The sequence below is a fragment of the Collinsella sp. LCP19S3_F2 genome (genome assembly GCF_052121015.1).
GTDB lineage: Bacteria > Actinomycetota > Coriobacteriia > Coriobacteriales > Coriobacteriaceae > Collinsella.
This window is the reverse complement of record NZ_JBQKFA010000001.1, coordinates 1-19554: the sequence shown is the minus strand read 5'-3', so window position 1 is coordinate 19554 and position 19554 is coordinate 1. Positions and strand designations below refer to the sequence as shown.

The 19554-nt window shown below is 59.2% G+C and carries 14 protein-coding genes, 1 tRNA gene and 2 rRNA genes; 6 read left to right on the top strand and 11 right to left on the bottom strand.

Annotation, left to right across the window (positions count from 1 at the left end; all coding sequences use genetic code 11):
• Positions 1-266: 266 nt before the first annotated feature.
• On the bottom strand, positions 267-986 hold the full coding sequence (locus ACTQX9_RS00085) for a GntR family transcriptional regulator (protein ID WP_441069047.1): 720 nt from the start codon (positions 984-986) through the stop codon (positions 267-269).
• 224 nt (positions 987-1210) lie between these two features.
• On the opposite strand from ACTQX9_RS00085, the gene ACTQX9_RS00080 reads away from it, so the two are divergent.
• The 4 genes from ACTQX9_RS00080 to ACTQX9_RS00065 all read left to right on the top strand — a co-directional run bounded on the left by ACTQX9_RS00080 (position 1211) and on the right by ACTQX9_RS00065 (position 5963).
• Positions 1211-3664, top strand: coding sequence for a PTS transporter subunit EIIC (locus ACTQX9_RS00080; RefSeq protein ID WP_441540159.1), 2454 nt, complete (start codon positions 1211-1213; stop codon positions 3662-3664).
• Between the two features lie 128 nt (positions 3665-3792).
• A complete protein-coding gene (locus tag ACTQX9_RS00075) occupies positions 3793-4806 on the top strand; it encodes a polyprenyl synthetase family protein (RefSeq protein WP_441049363.1) in 1014 nt (337 codons plus the stop codon).
• A gap of 138 nt (positions 4807-4944) precedes the next feature.
• Positions 4945-5850, top strand: a complete 906-nt coding sequence (locus ACTQX9_RS00070) for a peptidoglycan-binding domain-containing protein (RefSeq protein WP_195838517.1) — start codon at positions 4945-4947, stop codon at positions 5848-5850.
• 38 nt (positions 5851-5888) lie between these two features.
• A tRNA-Gln gene (locus ACTQX9_RS00065) sits at positions 5889-5963 on the top strand.
• A 517-nt stretch (positions 5964-6480) separates the two neighbouring features.
• Here ACTQX9_RS00065 and ACTQX9_RS00060 read toward each other — a convergent pair.
• Positions 6481-8643, bottom strand: a complete 2163-nt coding sequence (locus ACTQX9_RS00060; protein WP_441540158.1) for a hypothetical protein — start codon at positions 8641-8643, stop codon at positions 6481-6483.
• A gap of 183 nt (positions 8644-8826) precedes the next feature.
• The gene (locus tag ACTQX9_RS00055; protein ID WP_441540157.1) at positions 8827-10716 is read right to left on the bottom strand and encodes a carbon starvation CstA family protein; all 1890 of its coding nucleotides are present in this window, start codon (positions 10714-10716) and stop codon (positions 8827-8829) included.
• A gap of 453 nt (positions 10717-11169) precedes the next feature.
• Here ACTQX9_RS00055 and ACTQX9_RS00050 point away from each other — a divergent pair, with 453 nt between their 5' ends.
• The gene (locus tag ACTQX9_RS00050) at positions 11170-11586 is read left to right on the top strand and encodes a type II toxin-antitoxin system prevent-host-death family antitoxin (protein ID WP_370513641.1); all 417 of its coding nucleotides are present in this window, start codon (positions 11170-11172) and stop codon (positions 11584-11586) included.
• Entirely contained in the window at positions 11477-11884 is a 408-nt protein-coding gene (locus ACTQX9_RS00045; RefSeq protein WP_441015903.1) for a type II toxin-antitoxin system RelE/ParE family toxin, read from the top strand. Before ACTQX9_RS00050 ends, ACTQX9_RS00045 begins: the two co-directional genes overlap by 110 nt.
• Before the next feature lie 249 nt (positions 11885-12133).
• On the opposite strand, the gene tsaD is transcribed toward ACTQX9_RS00045, so the two are convergent.
• The 8 genes from tsaD to ACTQX9_RS00005 all read right to left on the bottom strand — a co-directional run.
• Positions 12134-14518, bottom strand: a complete 2385-nt coding sequence (gene tsaD, locus ACTQX9_RS00040; protein ID WP_441540156.1) for a tRNA (adenosine(37)-N6)-threonylcarbamoyltransferase complex transferase subunit TsaD — start codon at positions 14516-14518, stop codon at positions 12134-12136.
• On the bottom strand, positions 14505-15011 hold the full coding sequence (tsaE, locus tag ACTQX9_RS00035; RefSeq protein ID WP_427719841.1) for a tRNA (adenosine(37)-N6)-threonylcarbamoyltransferase complex ATPase subunit type 1 TsaE: 507 nt from the start codon (positions 15009-15011) through the stop codon (positions 14505-14507). Before tsaE ends, tsaD begins: the two co-directional genes overlap by 14 nt.
• A gap of 12 nt (positions 15012-15023) precedes the next feature.
• On the bottom strand, positions 15024-15644 hold the full coding sequence (locus tag ACTQX9_RS00030) for a uracil-DNA glycosylase (RefSeq protein ID WP_154515160.1): 621 nt from the start codon (positions 15642-15644) through the stop codon (positions 15024-15026).
• A gap of 8 nt (positions 15645-15652) precedes the next feature.
• A complete protein-coding gene (gene alr / locus ACTQX9_RS00025; RefSeq protein WP_154515162.1) occupies positions 15653-16798 on the bottom strand; it encodes an alanine racemase in 1146 nt (381 codons plus the stop codon).
• Between the two features lie 2 nt (positions 16799-16800).
• Complete coding sequence (locus ACTQX9_RS00020; protein ID WP_154515164.1) at positions 16801-18417, bottom strand: NAD(P)H-hydrate dehydratase; 1617 nt, start codon at positions 18415-18417, stop codon at positions 16801-16803.
• On the bottom strand, positions 18418-18957 hold the full coding sequence (gene acpS, locus ACTQX9_RS00015) for a holo-ACP synthase (RefSeq protein WP_427728961.1): 540 nt from the start codon (positions 18955-18957) through the stop codon (positions 18418-18420).
• Positions 18958-19132: 175 nt separating this feature from the next.
• A 5S ribosomal RNA gene (gene rrf, locus ACTQX9_RS00010) occupies positions 19133-19248 on the bottom strand.
• 144 nt (positions 19249-19392) lie between these two features.
• Positions 19393-19554, bottom strand: a 23S ribosomal RNA gene (locus ACTQX9_RS00005); the annotation flags it as partial.

Below are 19554 nucleotides of genomic sequence, written 5' to 3'. Positions count from 1 at the left end.
CCTTTCACACCGTGGCGGCACCCTTTGCCGTCGCCTTCGGAGATTGGTTCGGGGACTTTGCCCCTTTTTCTGATTTGTACAATACGCTATTTGGCTAGTTGTTTGAACAAGTATTGTTAGAGCGGTAGAAAAACTTCGGTGAACGGTTTTTAATACATTCGTACTTGACAAATATTGTCTAAACAATTAGAGCGCCCCGTGCGGCCGATATCCCATCGACCGCACGGGGCGCTTCATATCGAAACGCAAGCTTATGCGTCTGTTACCTATCGCTTGGAATTGATGCGGTAATGGAAGATCTCGGGGTGTGTGCGAGCATGCGTCACCTCGAACAAGATGCCGTCCGAGGTGTACGACTGACTCTCCATGACGGCAACGCAGTTGTATTTGCCGAGGTCAAGATAGCTGCAGTCTTCATCGTTGGCGAGCTCGACACTCACCGTACGGCGACTCGCCATCACTTTGATGCCGCGCTTGTGCTCCAGATAGTCGTAGATAGATTCTGCCGCGATCTCGGGGGTCAGACCCTTGGCAATCGACTCCAAAAAGTAGCCATGGTCCACTTGGCGCGCGCTGCCGTTGAGGCTTCGGACACGCACTACGCGAATCAGCTCCTCGCCCACCTTAAAGCCCAGGCGACGAGAGAGCTGCTCGGTGCAGACCAGATGTTCAAAGGACTTAACGTCCGTCGATGCAACGGCATTGTTGCGCTTTGCAAATTCGCCAAACGACTCGACTTCCTCGAGCGCGCCCAGCATGCCGGTTTCGCCCTTGAGCCAAATAACGCGCACGCCCTTGCCGTGTATGGGCTGCACAAACATCTCGTCGGCCAGCATGCTCAAGGCGCGGCGGACGGTATTGCGCGTGCAGCCAAATTCCGCAGTCAGCTCGGCTTCGGTTGGCAGCATCTCCTGAAACGCATAGGTCCCGTTAATGATGCGCGAACGGATCTCGCGGTAGATTCCTTCGTAAATCGCTTTTGGCATGGCTTCACCTCTAATGAATATGTATGGCTAGGCACGATAGCATTTCTTGAGGTTGTTTAAACCGTCTATCGGCAAAGCACGGATTATTTACCGTCGACGGTTCCCCCGGCACCCAAATCGGACCGAATCAAAACCGTCAATGCGGCAAGCAGCCAGTCCTCTACAATGAGTTCATTGTTTAAACGTTCTTGCTCGCACAGCATGTTGCATCCGGAAGGCATATTATGCTGCAGAAAATCCAACGCTTTGGCGGGGCAATGTTCGCGCCCGCCATGCTGTTTTCCATATCGGGCCTTATGGTCGGCGTCTCCGCCCTCGCAACGTCTGCGGACATCGTCGGCGACCTCGCCGTATACGGAACCCCTTGGTATGTTTTTTGGGCTATCATCCAGCGCGGCTCGTGGACGGTCTTTAAACGCCTCCCACTGCTTTTTGCCGTAGCGCTGCCCATCGGCCTTACCCAAAAGCAACCGGCGCGCTGCTGCTTCGAGGCACTCGTGGCCTATTTTGCCTATTGCTTCTTTTTGAGCGAGATCATTAAGCTGAGCGGCGACAACCTTGGACTTAAGTACCCGTCGTCTTTGACCTCCGCCAGCGGCATCACCGTCATCGACGGCATCAAGACGCTCGACACCGGCATTATCGGCCCGCTGGCGGTATCGGCCACCGTCGTCGCCATCCATGACCGCTTCTACGATGCCAAGGTTCCCGATTGGCTCGGTACTTTCTCGGGCTCCTCGTTGGTCTACCTCATTAGCTTTTTTGCCGTATTCGCCCTTGCCGCTATCTCGGCCGCCATCGTGCCCATCGTATACGCAATGACCGAAACACTGCGCCATGCACTTACGGGCGTCGGTCCCTTCGGCGTGGGCGCCTTTGTGTTTTTAGAGCGAGCACTCGAGCCCGTGGGGCTGCATCACCTGCTCTACATGCCAATCTACTACGACAATTTGGTTATTACCGATGGCATCTACGCCACGTGGACCAACTTGCTTCCCATCCTCTCGCACAGCACGCGCCCCCTCAACGAGCTAGCGCCCTGGGCTGGTTTCACCGCCACCGGTTGGGTCAAGCTCTTTGGTCTTCCCGCCATCGCCGTAGCGTTCTACACCACGGCCAAGCCCGAACGCCGTGCCAGCCTCAAGACCATCCTTCTGCCCGCCATCGTCGCCTCGATGGTCTGCGGCGTCACCGAGCCGCTCGAGTTTCTCTTTATGTTCACCTATCCCGGACTCTTTTTGCTCTACGCCGTCCTATCCTCCTGCCTTGCCATGGCCATGAACTTCTTTGGCGTCGTCGGCATCTTCTCGGGTGGCCTTATGGAGATGGCTGCCTTCAACTTTATCCCGCTCATGCGGACGCATGCCGGCTCCTACCTTTTGGCACTCGGAATCGGACTCGTCTTTAGCGTCATCTTCTTTCTGAGCTTTCGAGGTCTTATCCTGACCTTTGACCTTAAAACCCCGGGACGCGAGGACTACATTGCCAGCAACACGGCGCTCTCGCGCTTGACGGGAAACGACGTTGACGAAAAGCGCTTATCAGAAGTCGGCGCTTCCGACTGCCAGGCATCACAAGATCGTCTGCTCGCCGAGCAGGTTGTGGCGCTTCTGGGCGGCGTCTCCAACATTGTGGGCGCAACCAACTGCGCCACGCGGCTGCGCGTCGAAGTCGCGGACCCTTCTATCGTCGCGGACAACGCAACCTTTGTCGCAGCGGGCGCCAAAGGCCTCATCGTCACCGGCAAGACCGCCCAGGTAATCATCGGCGTCTCGGTCCCCCGCGTCAAAGAGCACTTTGATCAGATTATGGGACTCGAACCGGGTTTTGCATTTGCCACCCCGCTTTCTCATGCCGCCGATGACGCCAAAAAGCATGGCAATATCTGCTTCTTCGACATCGACGGTACGCTTGCCTGGCAAGATCCCAAACTTGCCCAAGAGCTCCCCGAGGGCGAGCGAGACCTTTCCCCCTATCCCAACGAAACGGTTGCACAGGCAATTCGCACGTTCGTCGCCAACGGCAACAAAGCCTTTATCTGCACGGGGCGCACCCTCAGCTGCATCCATCCCAAGCTGCTCGAGCTGCCGTGGGCGGGCATCGTATGTCTCGCGGGCGGCTACGCCGAACTCGAGGGGCGCATCGTACGAAATGCGGCCATAAACCCCGGTCTGCTACAGCGCCTCGCCCCCTATCTCGAACAATCGGGTGAGGTCATTCGCTTTGAGGGCATCGATCGCGTCGTGCGCATGAGCGCAGATGCCCCCGAGACGTACGGATACGCGCGCACCGTGGGCGACGCCGTCACGCAACTCAAGCACTACAACGCTTATAAAATTCTTATGTCCACACCGCTCGCCAACCGCATCGCCCAAGATGAAGAGCTTGGGCCTCTGCTCTGCCTCAACGAGCTCGAACTCGAGGTCACGGAAATCTCGCCTCGCGAGTGCACCAAACGGGCCGGAATCAAGGCCGTGCTTGACGCCCTGGGGCCAGATCACGGCACTGTGTACGGCATCGGTGACGCGAGCAACGACATCGCCCTCATGGAGGCGGTCGATGTTGGCGTCGCCATGGGCAACGCGCCGGACTTCCTCAAGGAAAAGGCCGACTACGTCACCGACAGCTTCGACCACGACGGCGTCGTCACCGCGCTCGAGCACTTTGGACTTATCTAGCCGCGCCTCTTGCCGCATTTGCGACAACATGGCTCAATCGTCTTCAACCGCCGCGCTCGATGCCCTAATGTGGCAATATGTTGTCTGCATAACGCAACGATGCAACCTAAGAAAGAATGCGAGAACCCGTGTCCAGTCCGTTTACCAGCTTTTTAGCCCAGCATTTTGACCAGATTAACGACTATCTGGCCACGTTCTTTGACGGACAGGCGACCTCTGCCGATATCGAGCGCTACCTGTATGGCCCGCTCTCGGCATTTACGGCCAATGCCGGCAAGCGCCACCGCCCGCTCATCTGCATGCTCGCCGCCACCGCGGTAGGCGGCAGCTTTGAGAGCGCCCGAAGCGCGGCGGCGGCCATCGAGCACTTTCAGTCGGGAGCGCTTATCCATGACGACATCGCCGACAACGGCCAGCTGCGCCGCGGCAAGCCCTGTATGCACCTTACCGAGGGTACGGGACTTGCCATCAACTGCGGCGACCTAGCGCTCACCATGGTTACCAAGACGGTTCTCGACGACCCCACGCTCGAGGCAGACGTGAAGCTCCGCGTGCTCCACGAGCTCACCGAGATGATCGTTCGCACCATCGAGGGTCAGGCGCTCGACCTGGGCTGGGTCCGCGATGGGCGCTTTGACATCTCGGTCGACGATTATCTGGACATGGCGACGCACAAGACCGCGTACTACAGCGGAGCCACGCCACTTGCCGCCGGAGCCATTATCGGTGGCGGCAGCGAAGACCAGATTGAGGCGCTGCGTGCCTTTGGCCTGCACACGGGCCTTGCCTTTCAGATCCAAGATGATCTGCTCAACCTTATTGGCACCAAGGAGGCCGCCAACAAGGACTTCCGCACCGATATCACAGAGGGCAAGCGCACGCTCGTCGCCGTGCATGCCCTGTCAGACGAGCGTTATCACGACGAAGTCGAGGCAATCCTTTCCTCGGGCACCGAGGACCCCGTGCAACTCGCACGCGCCGTGGAGATCTTCCAGCAGACCGGCTCTGTCGATTTCGCCCACACTTACGCACTCAACCTGACTGCCAAGGCCAAGGCCGCTATCGAAGGTGTCGAGCTCGACCCGCATGCACGCGAGCTGTTCGACTCCATGGCAGATTTCTTTGTGGAGCGCCTTAACTAGCGGGGGTTATAAAACCTGTCAGCAGCGCATTTGGGTACAACTTGCTACACTGTTGAGTGCATGTTTATGCAACCCTTTGCGTTGTCTATCCGACACACGCTCAAATAGTACGAATGGTACGCCGAAAGGGGTTCGTTCATGGAACCTATCACAACGGGCATGCAGGGAGCAGCCGTCGAGGACGTCCAGTCCCGCCTTCTGCAGCTCGGCTATACAATCGATGACGCCGAGGTCGCCGACAAGCGCTTTGGCACCACCACCGAGCAGGCTGTTGGCACCTTTAGGCTCGACAGCGGCCTTGCCGCTGGCTACGCCGTCGATATCCCCTGTTGGAGCGCCCTGGTAGACGCCTCGTATAAGCTGGGCGACCGAACGCTTTATCTGCGCATGCCCAATTTCCATGGTGCCGACGTTCGGGCCCTGCAGAGGGCACTCAACGTTTTGGGTTTTGCCTGCGGTGAGGACGACGGCTACTTTGGCCCGCACACCGAGGCGGCCTTGCAGCAGTTCCAAGAAAATGTCGGCCTGTTTGCCGACGGCATGGCATTCCAGGATACCTACGCCTATATCAACCGTCTGCATCACGTGTGGGAGGGCAAACCCTCGGTTACCGAGGCCGAGTCGCGCATCGGCTTTGCCCGCGCCGCCAACGTGCTCGAGCGCTTCCAGATTGCCGTTATCGGTGAGGACCCCATCGCACGCAGCGTTGCATCGCGCATGTGGAACATCGCCACGGCGACGACCGACAACAGCGGCATGATGCTTTGCGATTCCGAGGTTCCGACCGACGTGGACCTGGTACTCGAAATCGCAAGCGATGAGCTGCCCGCAGATGCAGCGCCGCGCGCCACGATCGCCCTTGCCGAATGTCACAACCTGGCGCAGCGCATCCGCACTGCCAATATCGCCGCGCAACAAAAGCCTGCACGTATCCGCATTGAGCTCACGGGCATGACGCGCTACAACGGAACCTTCACCGCAAGCGACGCCCAGACACTCGCCGTACGCCTGCTCGATGGCGTTTGCGATGCCCTCGCAGATTAGGTAAACTAGACGAGCTGCTTTTGGGCAGCACCACACATTGGGACGTAGTTCAACGGTAGAACTCCGGTTTTTGGTGCCGGCTGTTGGGGGTTCGAATCCCTCCGTCCCAGCCAAGGTAACTGAGCGCCCCGGGCTTTCATCAGCCCGGGGCGCTTTCTTGTGGGCATGCGGAGGGATCCGAACCCGCAAGGGTGCGGAGCTGAGGAAACGCGAAGCGTTTTCCAGCGCAGCACGCAAGGAGCGGAGCGACGCAGCGGGGCGCGGCCGCCGGAAGGCGGACGCGGAATCCCTCCGTCCCATATCAACAACGGGCTCTCCGTATCTCAACCGGCACTTGGGGACGTTCCCAAAGTGCCGGCACTAAAGGAACGCCACCAAGTACCGGCTCATCCACCCTCAAAAGACAGACGCCCCAAGCCCGAAAGGACCAAGAGCGCCTTACATCAAGTAATATCAACCCCGTTCCGAAAAGCGAGCCGTCATCTACAAAATGGCGCGTGGCCCCGGCGGGCCGGGCATTAAGTTTGTCGCGAGTTCCGCACGCAAAGAAGGCCACTTAATGTGGCCTTCTTCTTGCGCAGGACTGTAGAGCAGCAAACTTAATGCCCGGCCCGCCGGGGCCACGCGTCCCTAATTGTTCAGCATGCGGTCGAAGCTTCCCGAGTCGCCATCCCGATAGTCGGCGGTCATCAGAATCTCCTGCGGAATGCGACCTCCCTCGCGCAGCACATTGCGGAACTGCACGCGCGTGACCATAGGCAGATCCTTGATCGTCGCCGCCAAATTCTGCGGCACACCCTGATTGGCAGCCGCAGGCTCGCACTCGCCGCCAGCTTTCACGCGACGCTTGTGCTCGGCGAGCATGGCACGATACATGCCGGCATGCAAGCGAATCTCGACCACATTGGCATTGCGGGCCTGCTCGACGATGCGCGCACCCTCTCGGTCGATATCGCCCACGTAGTAGACATAGTTAAAGCGATAGCCGATCTCGGCCAGATAATCATCCAGTGCGTGCGAGACGCTCGCCTTGCAGCCACCGCCAAAGATCACGCCACCCACCTTGGTGCCAAAGAGCTTAGCGTGCTTGCGGCCGCGCAGGAGCTTGACGATCTCGTCATAGGTGTCCAGGTTCTCGACCATAATGAACGGCTTGTCGGCGCCCAGCGTAAAGAAGCCCGTAAAGTGCACGGGGCGGTTGGGGGCGACCTTAATCGCCTGCATGCTGATGCCCTTTTCGGTCATACGCCGAATCAAGCGCTCGCCGTGTTTACCGTCAAAGGCCTTCTCATCGTTAAAAATCTGGTAGGCGCGCTGGCGACGCGAAGCGACCGGCGTGTCGGCACCGCGATTCTGCTCAATCCAAGCCTGGATGATCGCAATCTCCTCGGCAATCTTGCGGTTGGACATCTCGTTGTGCTGAGTGCGCTGCGAAACCTTTTTGCCGTCCTTGCCCTCAACCTTAACGATTTGAGTCTGTTGCTCCTTAATCTTGGAGAGTGCAGCAGGTGTGGGAACGACCTTGAGCAGCTGCCTGCCCAGGACACGGGCCAGAGCAAACGCCGAAACCTCGCCATGAGCGGTCGACTCAGGCTGCTGGGCGGTCGCATCGTTTGCAGTCGGTTTGGGCTGCGTCTGGGATTTGCACTTGGAATCTGTCCGAGTATTGCGCTCTTGCTTTGGCGCGGACGAGCCCTTTTGCGAACGCTCAGGCTTGCCCCCCTTTACTGGCTGGCGCTTGGGCTGCTCCGCCGGGATCTCAGCCTTCGCATCCTTGTTTTGCCCCGCTGCCTGCTCGGCCACGGATTCGGCATTTGAGCCACGGCCGCCACGGTGACGACGACGGCGAGGCTTGCTCGAAGCGCTCTCCCCCGCTTTCTCGCCCGCAGACTGCTGGCCTCGGGGCTCGACATCGCCCGCAGGCCGCGGCTCAACAGGCTTCTGCTCACGGACCATCGGCTCGGCAGCCTTCTCAGCCTTCTCCGCTGGTGCAGCGGGAGCCTGGTCGGTCTTTTCTTGACGCCTTGCGGGATACGCACGACCCATAAAGCCGCGTCCGGGACGGCATGAACCCGGAGCCTTCTTGACGGGCTCCTCGGGTGAACCAGCAGCCTCGACGGACTCCTGAACGTTGCACACAACACCTCCCTGCTCGGCCTTAAAGTGAGCACCGCGACGACGCTTGGGCTCCTGGACCTCAGCGGCGCACTGCGGCTCGGTAACAGCCTCATCCTCGACGGGCTCGACATCCGTCGCATCCTTTTGAGCCACGGCGCGACGGAAGCGCTCCTGCTGGGCACGGCGCTGCGCATCGCGCTTGCCGCCCCCGCCAAAACCGCCGCGGCCCGCCTTGGCCGTAAAGGCGCGAACGACGCTCTCGTCAAGCAGCTCATCGGTGTCGACGTTCTCGCGCGGAGCCGTTTCCACCGCAACAGGCGCCTCGACAACGTCCTCGACGGCCTCTTCGGCAGCCTCGGCAGGCTGCTCCTGAACATCGCGAATCTCGGCATTAATGGTATAGAACGCTGGGCGCCCGTTAACGCCGCTGCCCTCGATCTTGGTAACGATCTTTGCCGCGATAAGCTCATCGCGCATCGCCTTGGTGTCACATTCCTTATCGACGGAACGGAAAATCTGTGCCAGCGCACTCGACTTGATCTTGAGCGCCTTGCGGCAGAGCAGGTCGTAGGCAACCAGCTTGGCACGCTCGGCAGAAAGCGACGTCTGGCTGCTCAGACGCTCAGCCAGGGCATCGACGTTGTTTTGGTTATCGGAATATACCGTCTTGGCCACGGGGCCCCTTTCATATGCACACATATATGTCTATATGGTACAACGCACGCCCCTATCCACGCAAAACATCTGCGAGAACACCCGGGCACACTAGCTTTTGTATGGAAAAAAGGCCGAGCCCGCGCAGTTGCGGACCCGGCCTTTCCGAGTCATATAGATGTGACGTTCAATCCCTTAGGTCGATTAGGCCTTGGCGGCCTCGGCGCCTGCGGGAGCCTCGGCAGCAGCAGCGCGACCATACTCGGCCTTGCCCATCTCGGACCACTCGGGCTCCTCGTCGGGCATGGAACCGGCCTCCTTGCCGAAGAACTCCTTGAGGCAGTTGACGGCAACGATGAGGCCCAGGATCATCAGCAGGACGGCAAAGACGAGCTGCAGGCCCTTGGTGGCGGCGACGGAGACGGCGGCCGTGGTGGCGGTAGCCGGGATGGTACCGAAGAAGCCGTAGGCCTGGACGGCGGTCATGCAGCCCATGGCGCTCTGGACCAGCGAGGTAAAGGTGCAGCAGAGCAGGAAGGCGACGGGCACGTAGAGCATCCAGCCCTTGCGACCGGTGCACTTGCAGAACACGGCAAGGGTGATCATGGTCATGCCGCCGAGCAGCTGGTTGGAAGCACCAAAAAGCGGCCAGATGTTGGCATAGCCGCCAAAGGCGAGGGCGAGGCCGGGGAGCAGGGTGACAACCGTGGCGAACCAGGGGTTGCCGAGGACCTTCATGTAACCGGCCTTGGACTCGATGGCCAGGGCGTCGTTGGTCTGGGCAAAGAACTCGGAGAACGAGGTGCGGGCGATGCGGGCGACGGCGTCGAGCGAGGTCAGGGCCAGAGCGGAGACGTTCATGGTCATAAAGACGGTAGCGAGCGTGCCGTCAACGCCGAAGGCCTGCATACCGCGAGAAATGCCAGCAGCGAAGATCTGGAACGGGGTGGAAGCGACGCCAGCGTTGAGGGCACCGGTACCGGCAGTGTTCATGTCGGAGAACATGATGCCGGCGACGATGATGGCGAGGATGCCGACGAAGGACTCGACGATCATGGCGCCAAAACCGACCTTGACGGCGTCCTGCTCCTTCTCGACCTGCTTGGAAGAGGTGCCCGAAGAAACGAGGCTGTGGAAACCGGAGAGAGCGCCGCAGGCAACGGAGACAAACAGGACCGGGAACATCATGCCCGAGGCATTGCTAAAGCCGGTGAAAACCGGAGCGGTGATGGTGGCCTGGCCGTTAACGCCCAGGACGACGATGCCGAGGACAGCACAGACAATCATGACGATCATCATGATGGAAGTGAGGTAGTCGCGAGGGGTCTTGAGCATCTGGATGGGCATGGCACCGGCAAAGACCAGGTAGACCATGACGACGGCGAACCACTGGAACTTGTCCAGGTAAACCGGGAACTGCATACCGACGGCGAACATGAGGACCATGAGCACCACGCCGGTGACGAACTCGGCAGCGCCGGTGAGGTTGAACTTCTTCTGAGCCCAACCAAAGGCCATGGCGACGAAGGTGAACAGGATGGAGATGGTGCCAGCGCAGCCAGCGGCATAGGACTTGGTGAAGTCGATGGCACCGGTGGCAGCGCCAGAGGCGTCAACGACCGGGGTGAACATGAACGTCTTGCAGACCATGTCGGTAAAAGCGGCGATGACGATGATGCAGAACAGCCAGCAGAACAGCAGGAACAGGCGACGGCCGGTCTTGCCGATGTACTTCTCGATGAGCTGAGCCAAGGACTTGCCGTTGTTCTTCATCGAAGCGTACAGGGCGCCAAAGTCGTGAACGGCGCCAAAGAAGATGCCGCCGACGAGGACCCAGAGCACGACGGGCAGCCAGCCGAAGGCCATGGCGACGATCGTACCCGTAACAGGGCCAGCACCGCAGATCGAGCTGAACTGATGCGAGAACGCGGTGAAGGCGGAGACGGGCGAGAAGCTCTTGCCGTCCTTCATGCGCTTGGCAGGTGTGAGGGCCTCTTTATCAACGCCCCACTTGTTAGCCAGCCAGCGGCCGTAGCCCAGATAGCCGCAGGCGAGCACCGCTGTGGCCACAACCATGAGCAAAACTCCGTTCATTACATTTCCTCCTCTAAAAAGAACTTCCTAGACATAAAAAATGAGGGCCGTCGGTTGCGCTCGACGGCCCTCATCTTCATCAGCCGCCCGTTATCGTACGGGCTAGCTGTATGTGCTAACCCGCATCAGATAATTACTACGCTGATAATGTTTAGCTGATGCGTGAACATGTCTAAGAAATCCTCTTCAATCATGATGCGAACGATCCGTGCGTGTTCACATCCCCCAGTGGATGGAAAGGAGTATGAAACTTTAGTTGCCTAAAGTCAACGCAAATATGTAATGGATTTTCAACTTTATTTGAATTTCTCGGTATAAAACGTCACTGACCTCGGACTTTACCGAACGACAGTTTTTGCTTGAGAGATGCTCCTCGGGGGCGGGGCGGGCGCCTGCCGCCATATATGAACTTTCCTGCTCGGACAGTCCTGCTCACGACGGAGGCCACATTAAGTGGCCTCCTGTTCGTGCGGAACTCGCGATAAAGTTCATATATGGCGGCAGGCGCCCGCCCCGCCCCCGAGGAGTTCCCATCCCAAATCTCAACTCTGTTATCATAATTACGATAATATTCTGATAGCTCAGGAGGTAGCTGTGAATATTAGGCCAGTCTCAGATCTTAGAAATCACTACCCGGATGTTGAACGCGAAGTCGAACAGGAGGGTCCGGTTTTTCTAACTAAAAACGGGCGGGGCTCTATGGTCGTCATGAGCTTTGAGCAGTACAAGTCACTGTGCAATACAATCGAGAGCGCACTTGATGCCGCTGATCGTCAGGCTGCCAGCATGCAACTTCGCTATACACACGACGATGTCTTTGGCTCTGTCAGAAAAATGCTCGACGGCGGTCTCGATGAACAGGCACTATAAGCTCCGCTATCTTCCCCTATTTTGGGAGGACCTCAGCCAAGCAGCGTCATATATCGCCTTTGATCTCAATAACCCCGCTGCAGCAAATAGGCTTGTCGACAATGTTGAAGCAGGCATACTCGAGCATCTCAAGAATCCAACCATGTCACCAACATACCCTTCGACAAGAAGACGGTCGCACCCGTATTACCGTTTCTACGTTGGCAACTACATGGTTTTTTATGTCGTCATCGACGACGTCATGGAAGTCCGCCGACTGCTATATAAAAGCCGAGATATTGAGTCGATTATCAGGTAGGTTTCTCTCAGCTAAAGCACGCCGTAAATTCGACGCAGGCTGGCTAACCTTGCCGGACGTTGTCGACGCCGAACCAGCTCAGTAGCTGCATCGATACAGAAAGGTTCCCGACCGGAGGGGCCGGATATAAGGTTTATCGCGAGTTCCGCACGCAAAGAAGGCCACTTAATGTGGCCTTCGTCTTGCGCAGGACTGTAGAGCAGGAAACCTTATATCCGGCCCCTCCGGTCGGGAACCGCGCCCATACGACTACAGCGTCATGTTTGGATCGGCGTCGACGTCGAACGGCGAGATTTCACCTCGGTCGAATTTGCGGCGAGCGACCTCCGCAATCATGGCGGCGTTGTCAGTACAGGCCGAGAGAGGCGGCACCGTTACGCGAATCCCCTGACGCCCGAGTTTCTTAATCATCATCTCGCGCAGATGCGGGTTGGCCGAGACGCCGCCGCCGATGCAATACTCCTTGCACCCGGTGGCGTGCAGGGCGTTCTTGGCCTTCTTGTACTGCACGTCAAAGATCGCCGCCTCAAACGAGGCCGCAAGGTCGGGCAGGTGAATCGTGCGCCCAGCCTTGGTCTCCTGCTCAATATAGAGCGTCACCGCCGTCTTGAGGCCCGAAAGCGAGAATCGATAGTCTCCCCTGCTGTTAAGCGCACGGGGAAAATCGATCGCGCGGGGATTGCCCGTCTCGGCGAGCTTGGAGATGATGGGGCCACCGGGATAGCCCAGGCCCAGCGCCTTGGCAACCTTGTCGAAGGCTTCGCCCACGGCGTCGTCCAGCGTCTCGCCAAGCACCTCGTAGTCGCCCCATGCCTTTACGTGCACGAGCATGGTGTGCCCACCCGAGACAAGCGTAAAGATAAACGGTGGCTTAAGGTCGGGCTGCGCCAGCAGGTTGGCGAACAGGTGACCCTCCAGATGATTGACGCACACGAGCGGTTTACCGGCAGCATACGCAAAGCCCTTGGCAAAGGCGACGCCCACCACCAGGGCACCCACCAGGCCTGGGCCTTGCGTCACACCCACGGCGGCAAGCTCACTTGGCGCAATCGCTCCACCCTCAAGGCCAAGCGATACCGCGGCATCTTCAAGCGCCGCATCTACGACACTCACAATCACCTCGACATGCTTGCGCGAGGCGATCTCGGGCACCACGCCGCCAAAGCGAGCATGAAAATCAATCTGCGTCGACACCTGGTTGGCCAGCATATTGCCGTCCGCATCGATAATCGCAACAGCCGTCTCGTCGCAAGAGCTCTCGATGGCAAGAACTAGGCGACGGCGCTCGATTTCGGCACGCTCCTCGGCGGTGCGCTCGGGCTCAGGCAGCGGCCAGACGCGCTGCTCGGCAGCCGTTGGCTCGGGCGAGGCATTGTCGAGAGGAAGCACCAGGGGCAGCGACGCCGTCATGACGATGGCATCCTTGCCGACGCCGTAGTAGCCACGGCGACGACCCGCCTCGGTAAAGCCCAAGGCGCTATAGAGCGCAATCGCACCCTCGTTGCCGTCCTCAACCTCAAGCGAAGCAGTGGTGCAGCCGAGCATCTGAGCGTCATAGCTCACGTGCGACAGCAGCTTGCGGGCAATGCCCTCGCGACGATGAGCAGGATCAACCGCGACGTCCATAATCTGAACGTCACCGTCGACGACCATGCCGCCGGCAAGTCCCAGCAGCTGACCGTCGTCGTGCGCCACCCACCAGCTACGCGGCGCGGCAACGCCCTCGCCCAGCTCGGACAGGAACATGCCCGGCGTCCACGCCTCGTGTCCGGCGCCTTCAAAGCAGGCGGCCTCCAATGCGCTCGCGCCCTCGGCATCCGCCGCGCCCATGGGACGGAACTGCAGATGGCGGCCGGCGAGCTCGTCGGCAACACCCGTAATCTCGCTCTGGGCGCTCTCGGCAAGCCCAAGGCGCTTGCGCTCATTTTCCTCGGCATCCGAAAGACGCGTGTAGATCGGCAAAACGCGAGCCGGATTACCGTCGCCCGCGGCGTGCGCCATCAGAAGGCCCTCGCCCGAGGGCCACCACAGGTCTCGTTCCACGCAGCGCGCAGTCTCGTCCTCACTCAGCAGCTTGCCATAACGTACGAGACCGTCACCAGTCAGCTTAACCTGGCCCCAGTCCGCGGCCTGGCGCCACTCATCAAGCGCCACGGCGGCTTTGACCACGTGTTCGCGCTCAAACAGACGCTCGGGGCCTTCGTCCCCCAGCACGTACAGAGCCGGATACACCTCGCCACGCATGGCGTCGGCAAGAACACCAAGCTTGCCGCGCACGCCAGCCTTCCACGCCGTCCAGGCGCAAGCGTCAAGTGTCGACACGCCCAGCAACGGCACGTTGGCACCGCGCGCCAGACCCTTGGCGGTCGAGATGCCAATGCGAACGCCCGTAAACGAACCCGGGCCGCGTCCAACCACATAACAGCCGACATCGCCGCGATTCAGCCCGGCCTGTGCCAACACGCCATCGACGGTATTCACAAGTTCCACGTTGGCATGGCGACGACACAGATGGTCCCCGCTCACCAGCTTCGCCTCGCCCGTCTGCTCATCAATCCAGCTTGCCGCGCAGGCAAGCATGTCGGTCGAAGTATCGAGCGCCACTACCAGCGCGTTGTCGTTATGCAAGCTCATCTTGTACAGCCTTATCAATCAAATCGAAAAGCTCCGTCGCGCGCTCGCCGTGCGCCTCGAGCGCGATCGTTCGCACGTCGCTATCGTCCTCATCGCGCCTAAGCGTCACCGAGAGATACTCATCCGTCAGCTCGTCCTGAAACTGCTCGCCCCATTCCAACAGGCAAGCGCCCTCATAGCCGAGCACGTCAAAAATGCCCGTATCCTCGAGCTCGTAGGCATGCTCCAAGCGGTACAGATCAAAATGGAACAGCGGAATACGCCCCTGGTCGTGAACGGCCATGAGCGCGAACGTAGGACTCGTGACCATATGCCCGTCGCCCAAGCCGCGCGAAACGCCCTTGGTAAAGTGGGTCTTTCCCACGCCCAAGCCGCCGGTCAGTATCAGCACATCGCCATTTTCTAGACACGGTGCGACCAACTCGCCAAAATGCTCCGTATCGGCAGTACGAGCCGTTTTGTAGGTACCTAGCCCCAGGCGCTCCAGGGACATATACGCTCCTTATTATTCCGAGGCGCCCTCTGGCGCGGGATGTCGCACCAGATAGTCGCCCAGCATCTTAAAGTCTTCCTCCAGCAACTCCTGCCACGCCGGATTGCGCAGCGCCGCCGCGGGATGAAACGTCGGCATCACCACAAAGTGCCCCATCTGATGGAACCTGCCGCGCAGCTTGGTAATGCCAATCTCGGTCTTGAGCACAAAGTGCGTTGCGGGATTGCCGAGCGTCACGATGATATCGGGCCAGATGCTTCGAATCTGCTCGCGCAAAAACGGTGAGCAAGCAAGCACTTCCTCGGGACGCGGATTGCGGTTTCCCGGCGGGCGACATTTAAGCACATTGGCGATATAGACATCTTCACGCTTAAGACCCGCCAGGGACAGAATGCCGTTGAGGTCTTCACCCGCCGCCCCCACAAAGGGCTCGCCCTGTAAATCCTCGTTACGGCCCGGCGCTTCACCAATAAACATCACACGAGCGCGGGGGTTTCCCACCCCAAACACGATATTGTGGCGCGACTGGTAAAGCTGGCAAAGGCGGCAATCACCCAGGACGGCCTCGATCTCCTCGAGTGCAACTTCGCGCGGCGCCTGATGGCTATGGCCGGGGATGTGCATAACGCCCATAGCGGCTCCTACACGTAGACCTTGTCGAGACGCATGCCAAAGCCGCAGGCGACCTCGTAGTTAATCGTGCCGCGCAGGCGCGCCATCTCATCCATGGTAATCTCGGCATCGCCATCGCGACCGATAATTATCATCTCGTCGCCATGTTCGGCCTCGGGAATCTCGTGAGCCGGGTTGGACTGAATGGCAACCATAAACTGATCCATGCAGATATTTCCGACCTGACGCACGCGCTCACCGCGATACAGCACGTCCATACGATTGGAAAGCGTGCGCGAAAGGCCGTCGGCATATCCGATCGGCAGCGTGCAGATCTGAACGCGTGTGCGCGGTACTCGGTAGGTAAAACCGTAGCCTACGCCCTCGCCCATCGCAGGATGCGCCACGCGCGTCACGCGCGCATGAACGCTCATAACGGGATCAAGCTGCATCACGCGGCCGCTCAGCTCGCACGGCTGCATGCCATACAAGCCAACGCCAGCGCGAATCATATCAAAATGCATCGAGGGGTCGAGCATCGAGGACGGCGTGTTGGCACAGTGCACGATACCGCACTCAAAACCCGCATCCTTAATGGCCTGAACGGCCTCGGTAAAGCGCTGGCACTGCAGCTTGTAGTCCCAACCCGACGGTTCGTCGGCCGTGGCAAAGTGCGTAAATACGCCGTCGCACTGAATACCGCGATGGAAATTAATACCGCGGACAAAGTCGAGCACCTGCGTGTAGTGAACGCCGATGCGGTTCATACCCGTCTCGATGGCAAGATGATACTTGCCCACCTTGCCCGCCGCGACGGCACATTCGCCATACGCAAGAGCAAAATCGGACGTATAGACCGAGGGCATGATATCGAACTCGAGCAATGAAGGAATAGCCTCGATGGGAGGCTCGCTTAGAATCAGGATGGGTTTGGTGATTCCGCCTTGGCGCAACTCAATACCCTCGCTGACCGTCGCCACGGCAAACATGTCGGCACCGGCCGAATACATGATCTTGGCGCACTCGACGGCTCCATGACCATAAGCATCGGCTTTAACCACGCAGCACAGGCGCTGACGCGGATCTAGCAAGTTCTTATAGGCCCTCGTATTGCGGCGGAGCGCCCCGCGGTCGATCTCGACCCAGGACCAACGCGTCAAATCGGCTTTATTCATGATTAGTCATCCGACCCTTCGTCCATGATTCCCAGATCATCGAGCGCATCCTTTGCCGCCAATTCCATGGCGGGACCGATCAAGTCGATAAGATCGGTCGCGATAACGCTCTTCTCGCCATACTCCGTCGCCGCAGCAAAGCCGGCATAGCTGTGGAGTGCGACGGCATACGAGTACAGCAGCTCCCAACGGTCCATCTCGTCACGCATGGTCGCAAGCGTTCCTGCAAGGATACCTGCGAGGACATCACCCGAGCCAGCGGTCGCCAACGACGCTGGGCCCGAAAGCGGCAGCAGCACGCGCTCGACGCCGCAAATGGCCGTCGTCGGGCCCTTAGCGATAACAACGAGATTATGGGAACCGGCAGCCCAGACAATCTTTTGAGCAGCGGCAATCGCAGTGCCAAGATCATTGACCTCGTCGCCGGCAACAAGACGCGAAAGCTCACGATAATGCGGCGTCATAACGAGCGGCTGCTCGCGACGGTACATCTCGGGATTACTGTCGATGCCGTCGATTGCAATCTTGGCAAGGCAGTTGAGCGCATCTGCATCTAGGATAAGCGGCACATCGAGCTCAAGCAGGCCCGAAACGACTTGCATCGATCCGGCAGACGTCGTCATGCCAGGCCCGCACACAACGCAGCTGTACTTCTTAGCAATCTCGCACACTGTCATACGCGCAGCGGCACCAAAAGATCCACGGGAATCAGACGGAATGGCGAAAACGGGAATCGACGGGAGCGCCATACGAATAAGGTTGGCGCACGCATCGGGCGTCGCAACGGCCACATAACCGGCACCAGCACGAGCGGCAGACTTTGCGGCCATGATGGCGGCACCAGGATATTGTGCCGACCCGGCAACGATGAGCGCGGAGCCGCGCGAATACTTATCGATATTCGTGGGCAGCGGGGCAAAGTAGTCCACCAGATCACCGGGCTCAACGATCTCGGCAGCATGATCGACATCATCGATGACTTCGTCGAGGCGGTCGTACAGACCGCCACACACCAGGTCGCCAGCATACTCCGGACCGTCAGCGCTGTAGAGGCCGATCTTAGGGGCAATCATCGTCACGGTACGCTCGGCACGGATGCAGTCGTCATCCACAACGCCCGTCTCGGCATTCAGGCCCGAGGGAACATCGATAGAAACAACGTGATCGGCGCACTCGTTAACCGTAGGAATCCAAATAGAAAACGGCGCACGAAGGTTGCCGTGAAAACCGGTGCCAAAAATAGCATCGACCACGACATCCGCTTTGTTAATGAGAACCTCTAGCTCGTCTCGCGAAGGCCCAACGCACACATGAACGTCGCGACCGGCGGTGCGACGGGCAACGTGACGAGCAAGGGCAGCAGGAATCTCATCCGGCTCAACTGGAGAAACGATATCAACATCAACGCCCTTATGGGTTAGGATATCCGCAGCGACCCAACCGTCACCGCCATTGTTGCCAAAGCCGACCAGCACAAGAACGCGATCAGGGTTGAGCTTTAAAATCTCGTTGGCGGCAAATTCACCTGCCAACTCCATGAGCTCGGCCTTCGAGGTGCCCTCGCGCTCGATAATATCCTCGAGGCGAACGACTTCCTCGGTACTCAAAACCGGTTTCATCTATGCTCCTTGCGTATCTTGCGGATCATCGATCAAATGCTCCGACAAAGCAGATTGTTGCAGCTGTTCAAGCTCATCCAATACAGAACGAGCCTCTTTAAATGTCTGGGCAACGCGCTCCTTGGTGCTCATTTTTTCTTCCTTAGGCTTAGGTCGAGCATCCTCGGTGATCGCAATGGCATTAGCGACAGCCAAGTCACCCGTAAGGGTAATAGAAAGAGCAACCTCGACAACACCCAAATCCTGGGCGATTTCGAGAGCGCGACCAGAAAGCAGAGCCTTAGGCTTGCCGAGCCTATCGCGTGTTACGGAAACATCCTTACGTCCAACGCCCTGACTAAACCCCGTTCCAAGTGCCTTAAGTACCGCCTCGCGAGAGGCAAAGCGGCTGGCATAATGAGCGGCAGGGCGAGAAGACGCATCGCAATACGCACGCTCTTCATCGGTAAACACGCGCCGGGCAAACGACGGCGTCTTCTCAAGGATTGATTTCATTCGAGAAATCTCGACGATATCAACGCCGATACCAGCTTCAGCCATGTTCACCTCCATGCTACACAGACTACGATATTGTAGCCCGTTCAAAGAAGATGCGACAAACGAGGGTTATAAAACACAGCTACTATGTGAGACAAATTGCCTGAGAAACGAAATAGGGGGAGGCCGCGAGGCCTCCCCCTTCTCAGTCCAAGCGCACGGCTCGGTGCCGTCCACCGGTCAGCGGCGCCCTGGCCTCCCACGGGCTGGCCCCGCAGTACTCTCGGCGCGATGGGGCTTAGCTTCCGGGTTCGGAACGGGACCGGGCGTGCCCCCCATGCTCTGGCCGCTGACCGGTGGGCGGCGCCCACCGTATCTTCGGTGTCCTGGGTCGTCTGGCGTGCCCTGGGGGCCGCATGGCGCATAGGGGGGAGTGACTCGGGGGCATCCTCGTGCCCGGACCGCGCAAGCGCTGGGTCCCGCGGGCCGCGAGGTGCGGTTCCGGAAGAGCTCGGGCGATTAGTGCGGCTCGGCTGAGGCTGTCGCCAGCCTTGCACCTGCCGTCTATCGACCAGGTAGTCTACCTGGGCCCTTACCGGAAGGAGAACTAATCCCTGGAACGGCTTCCCGCTTAGATGCCTTCAGCGGTTATCCGCGCCG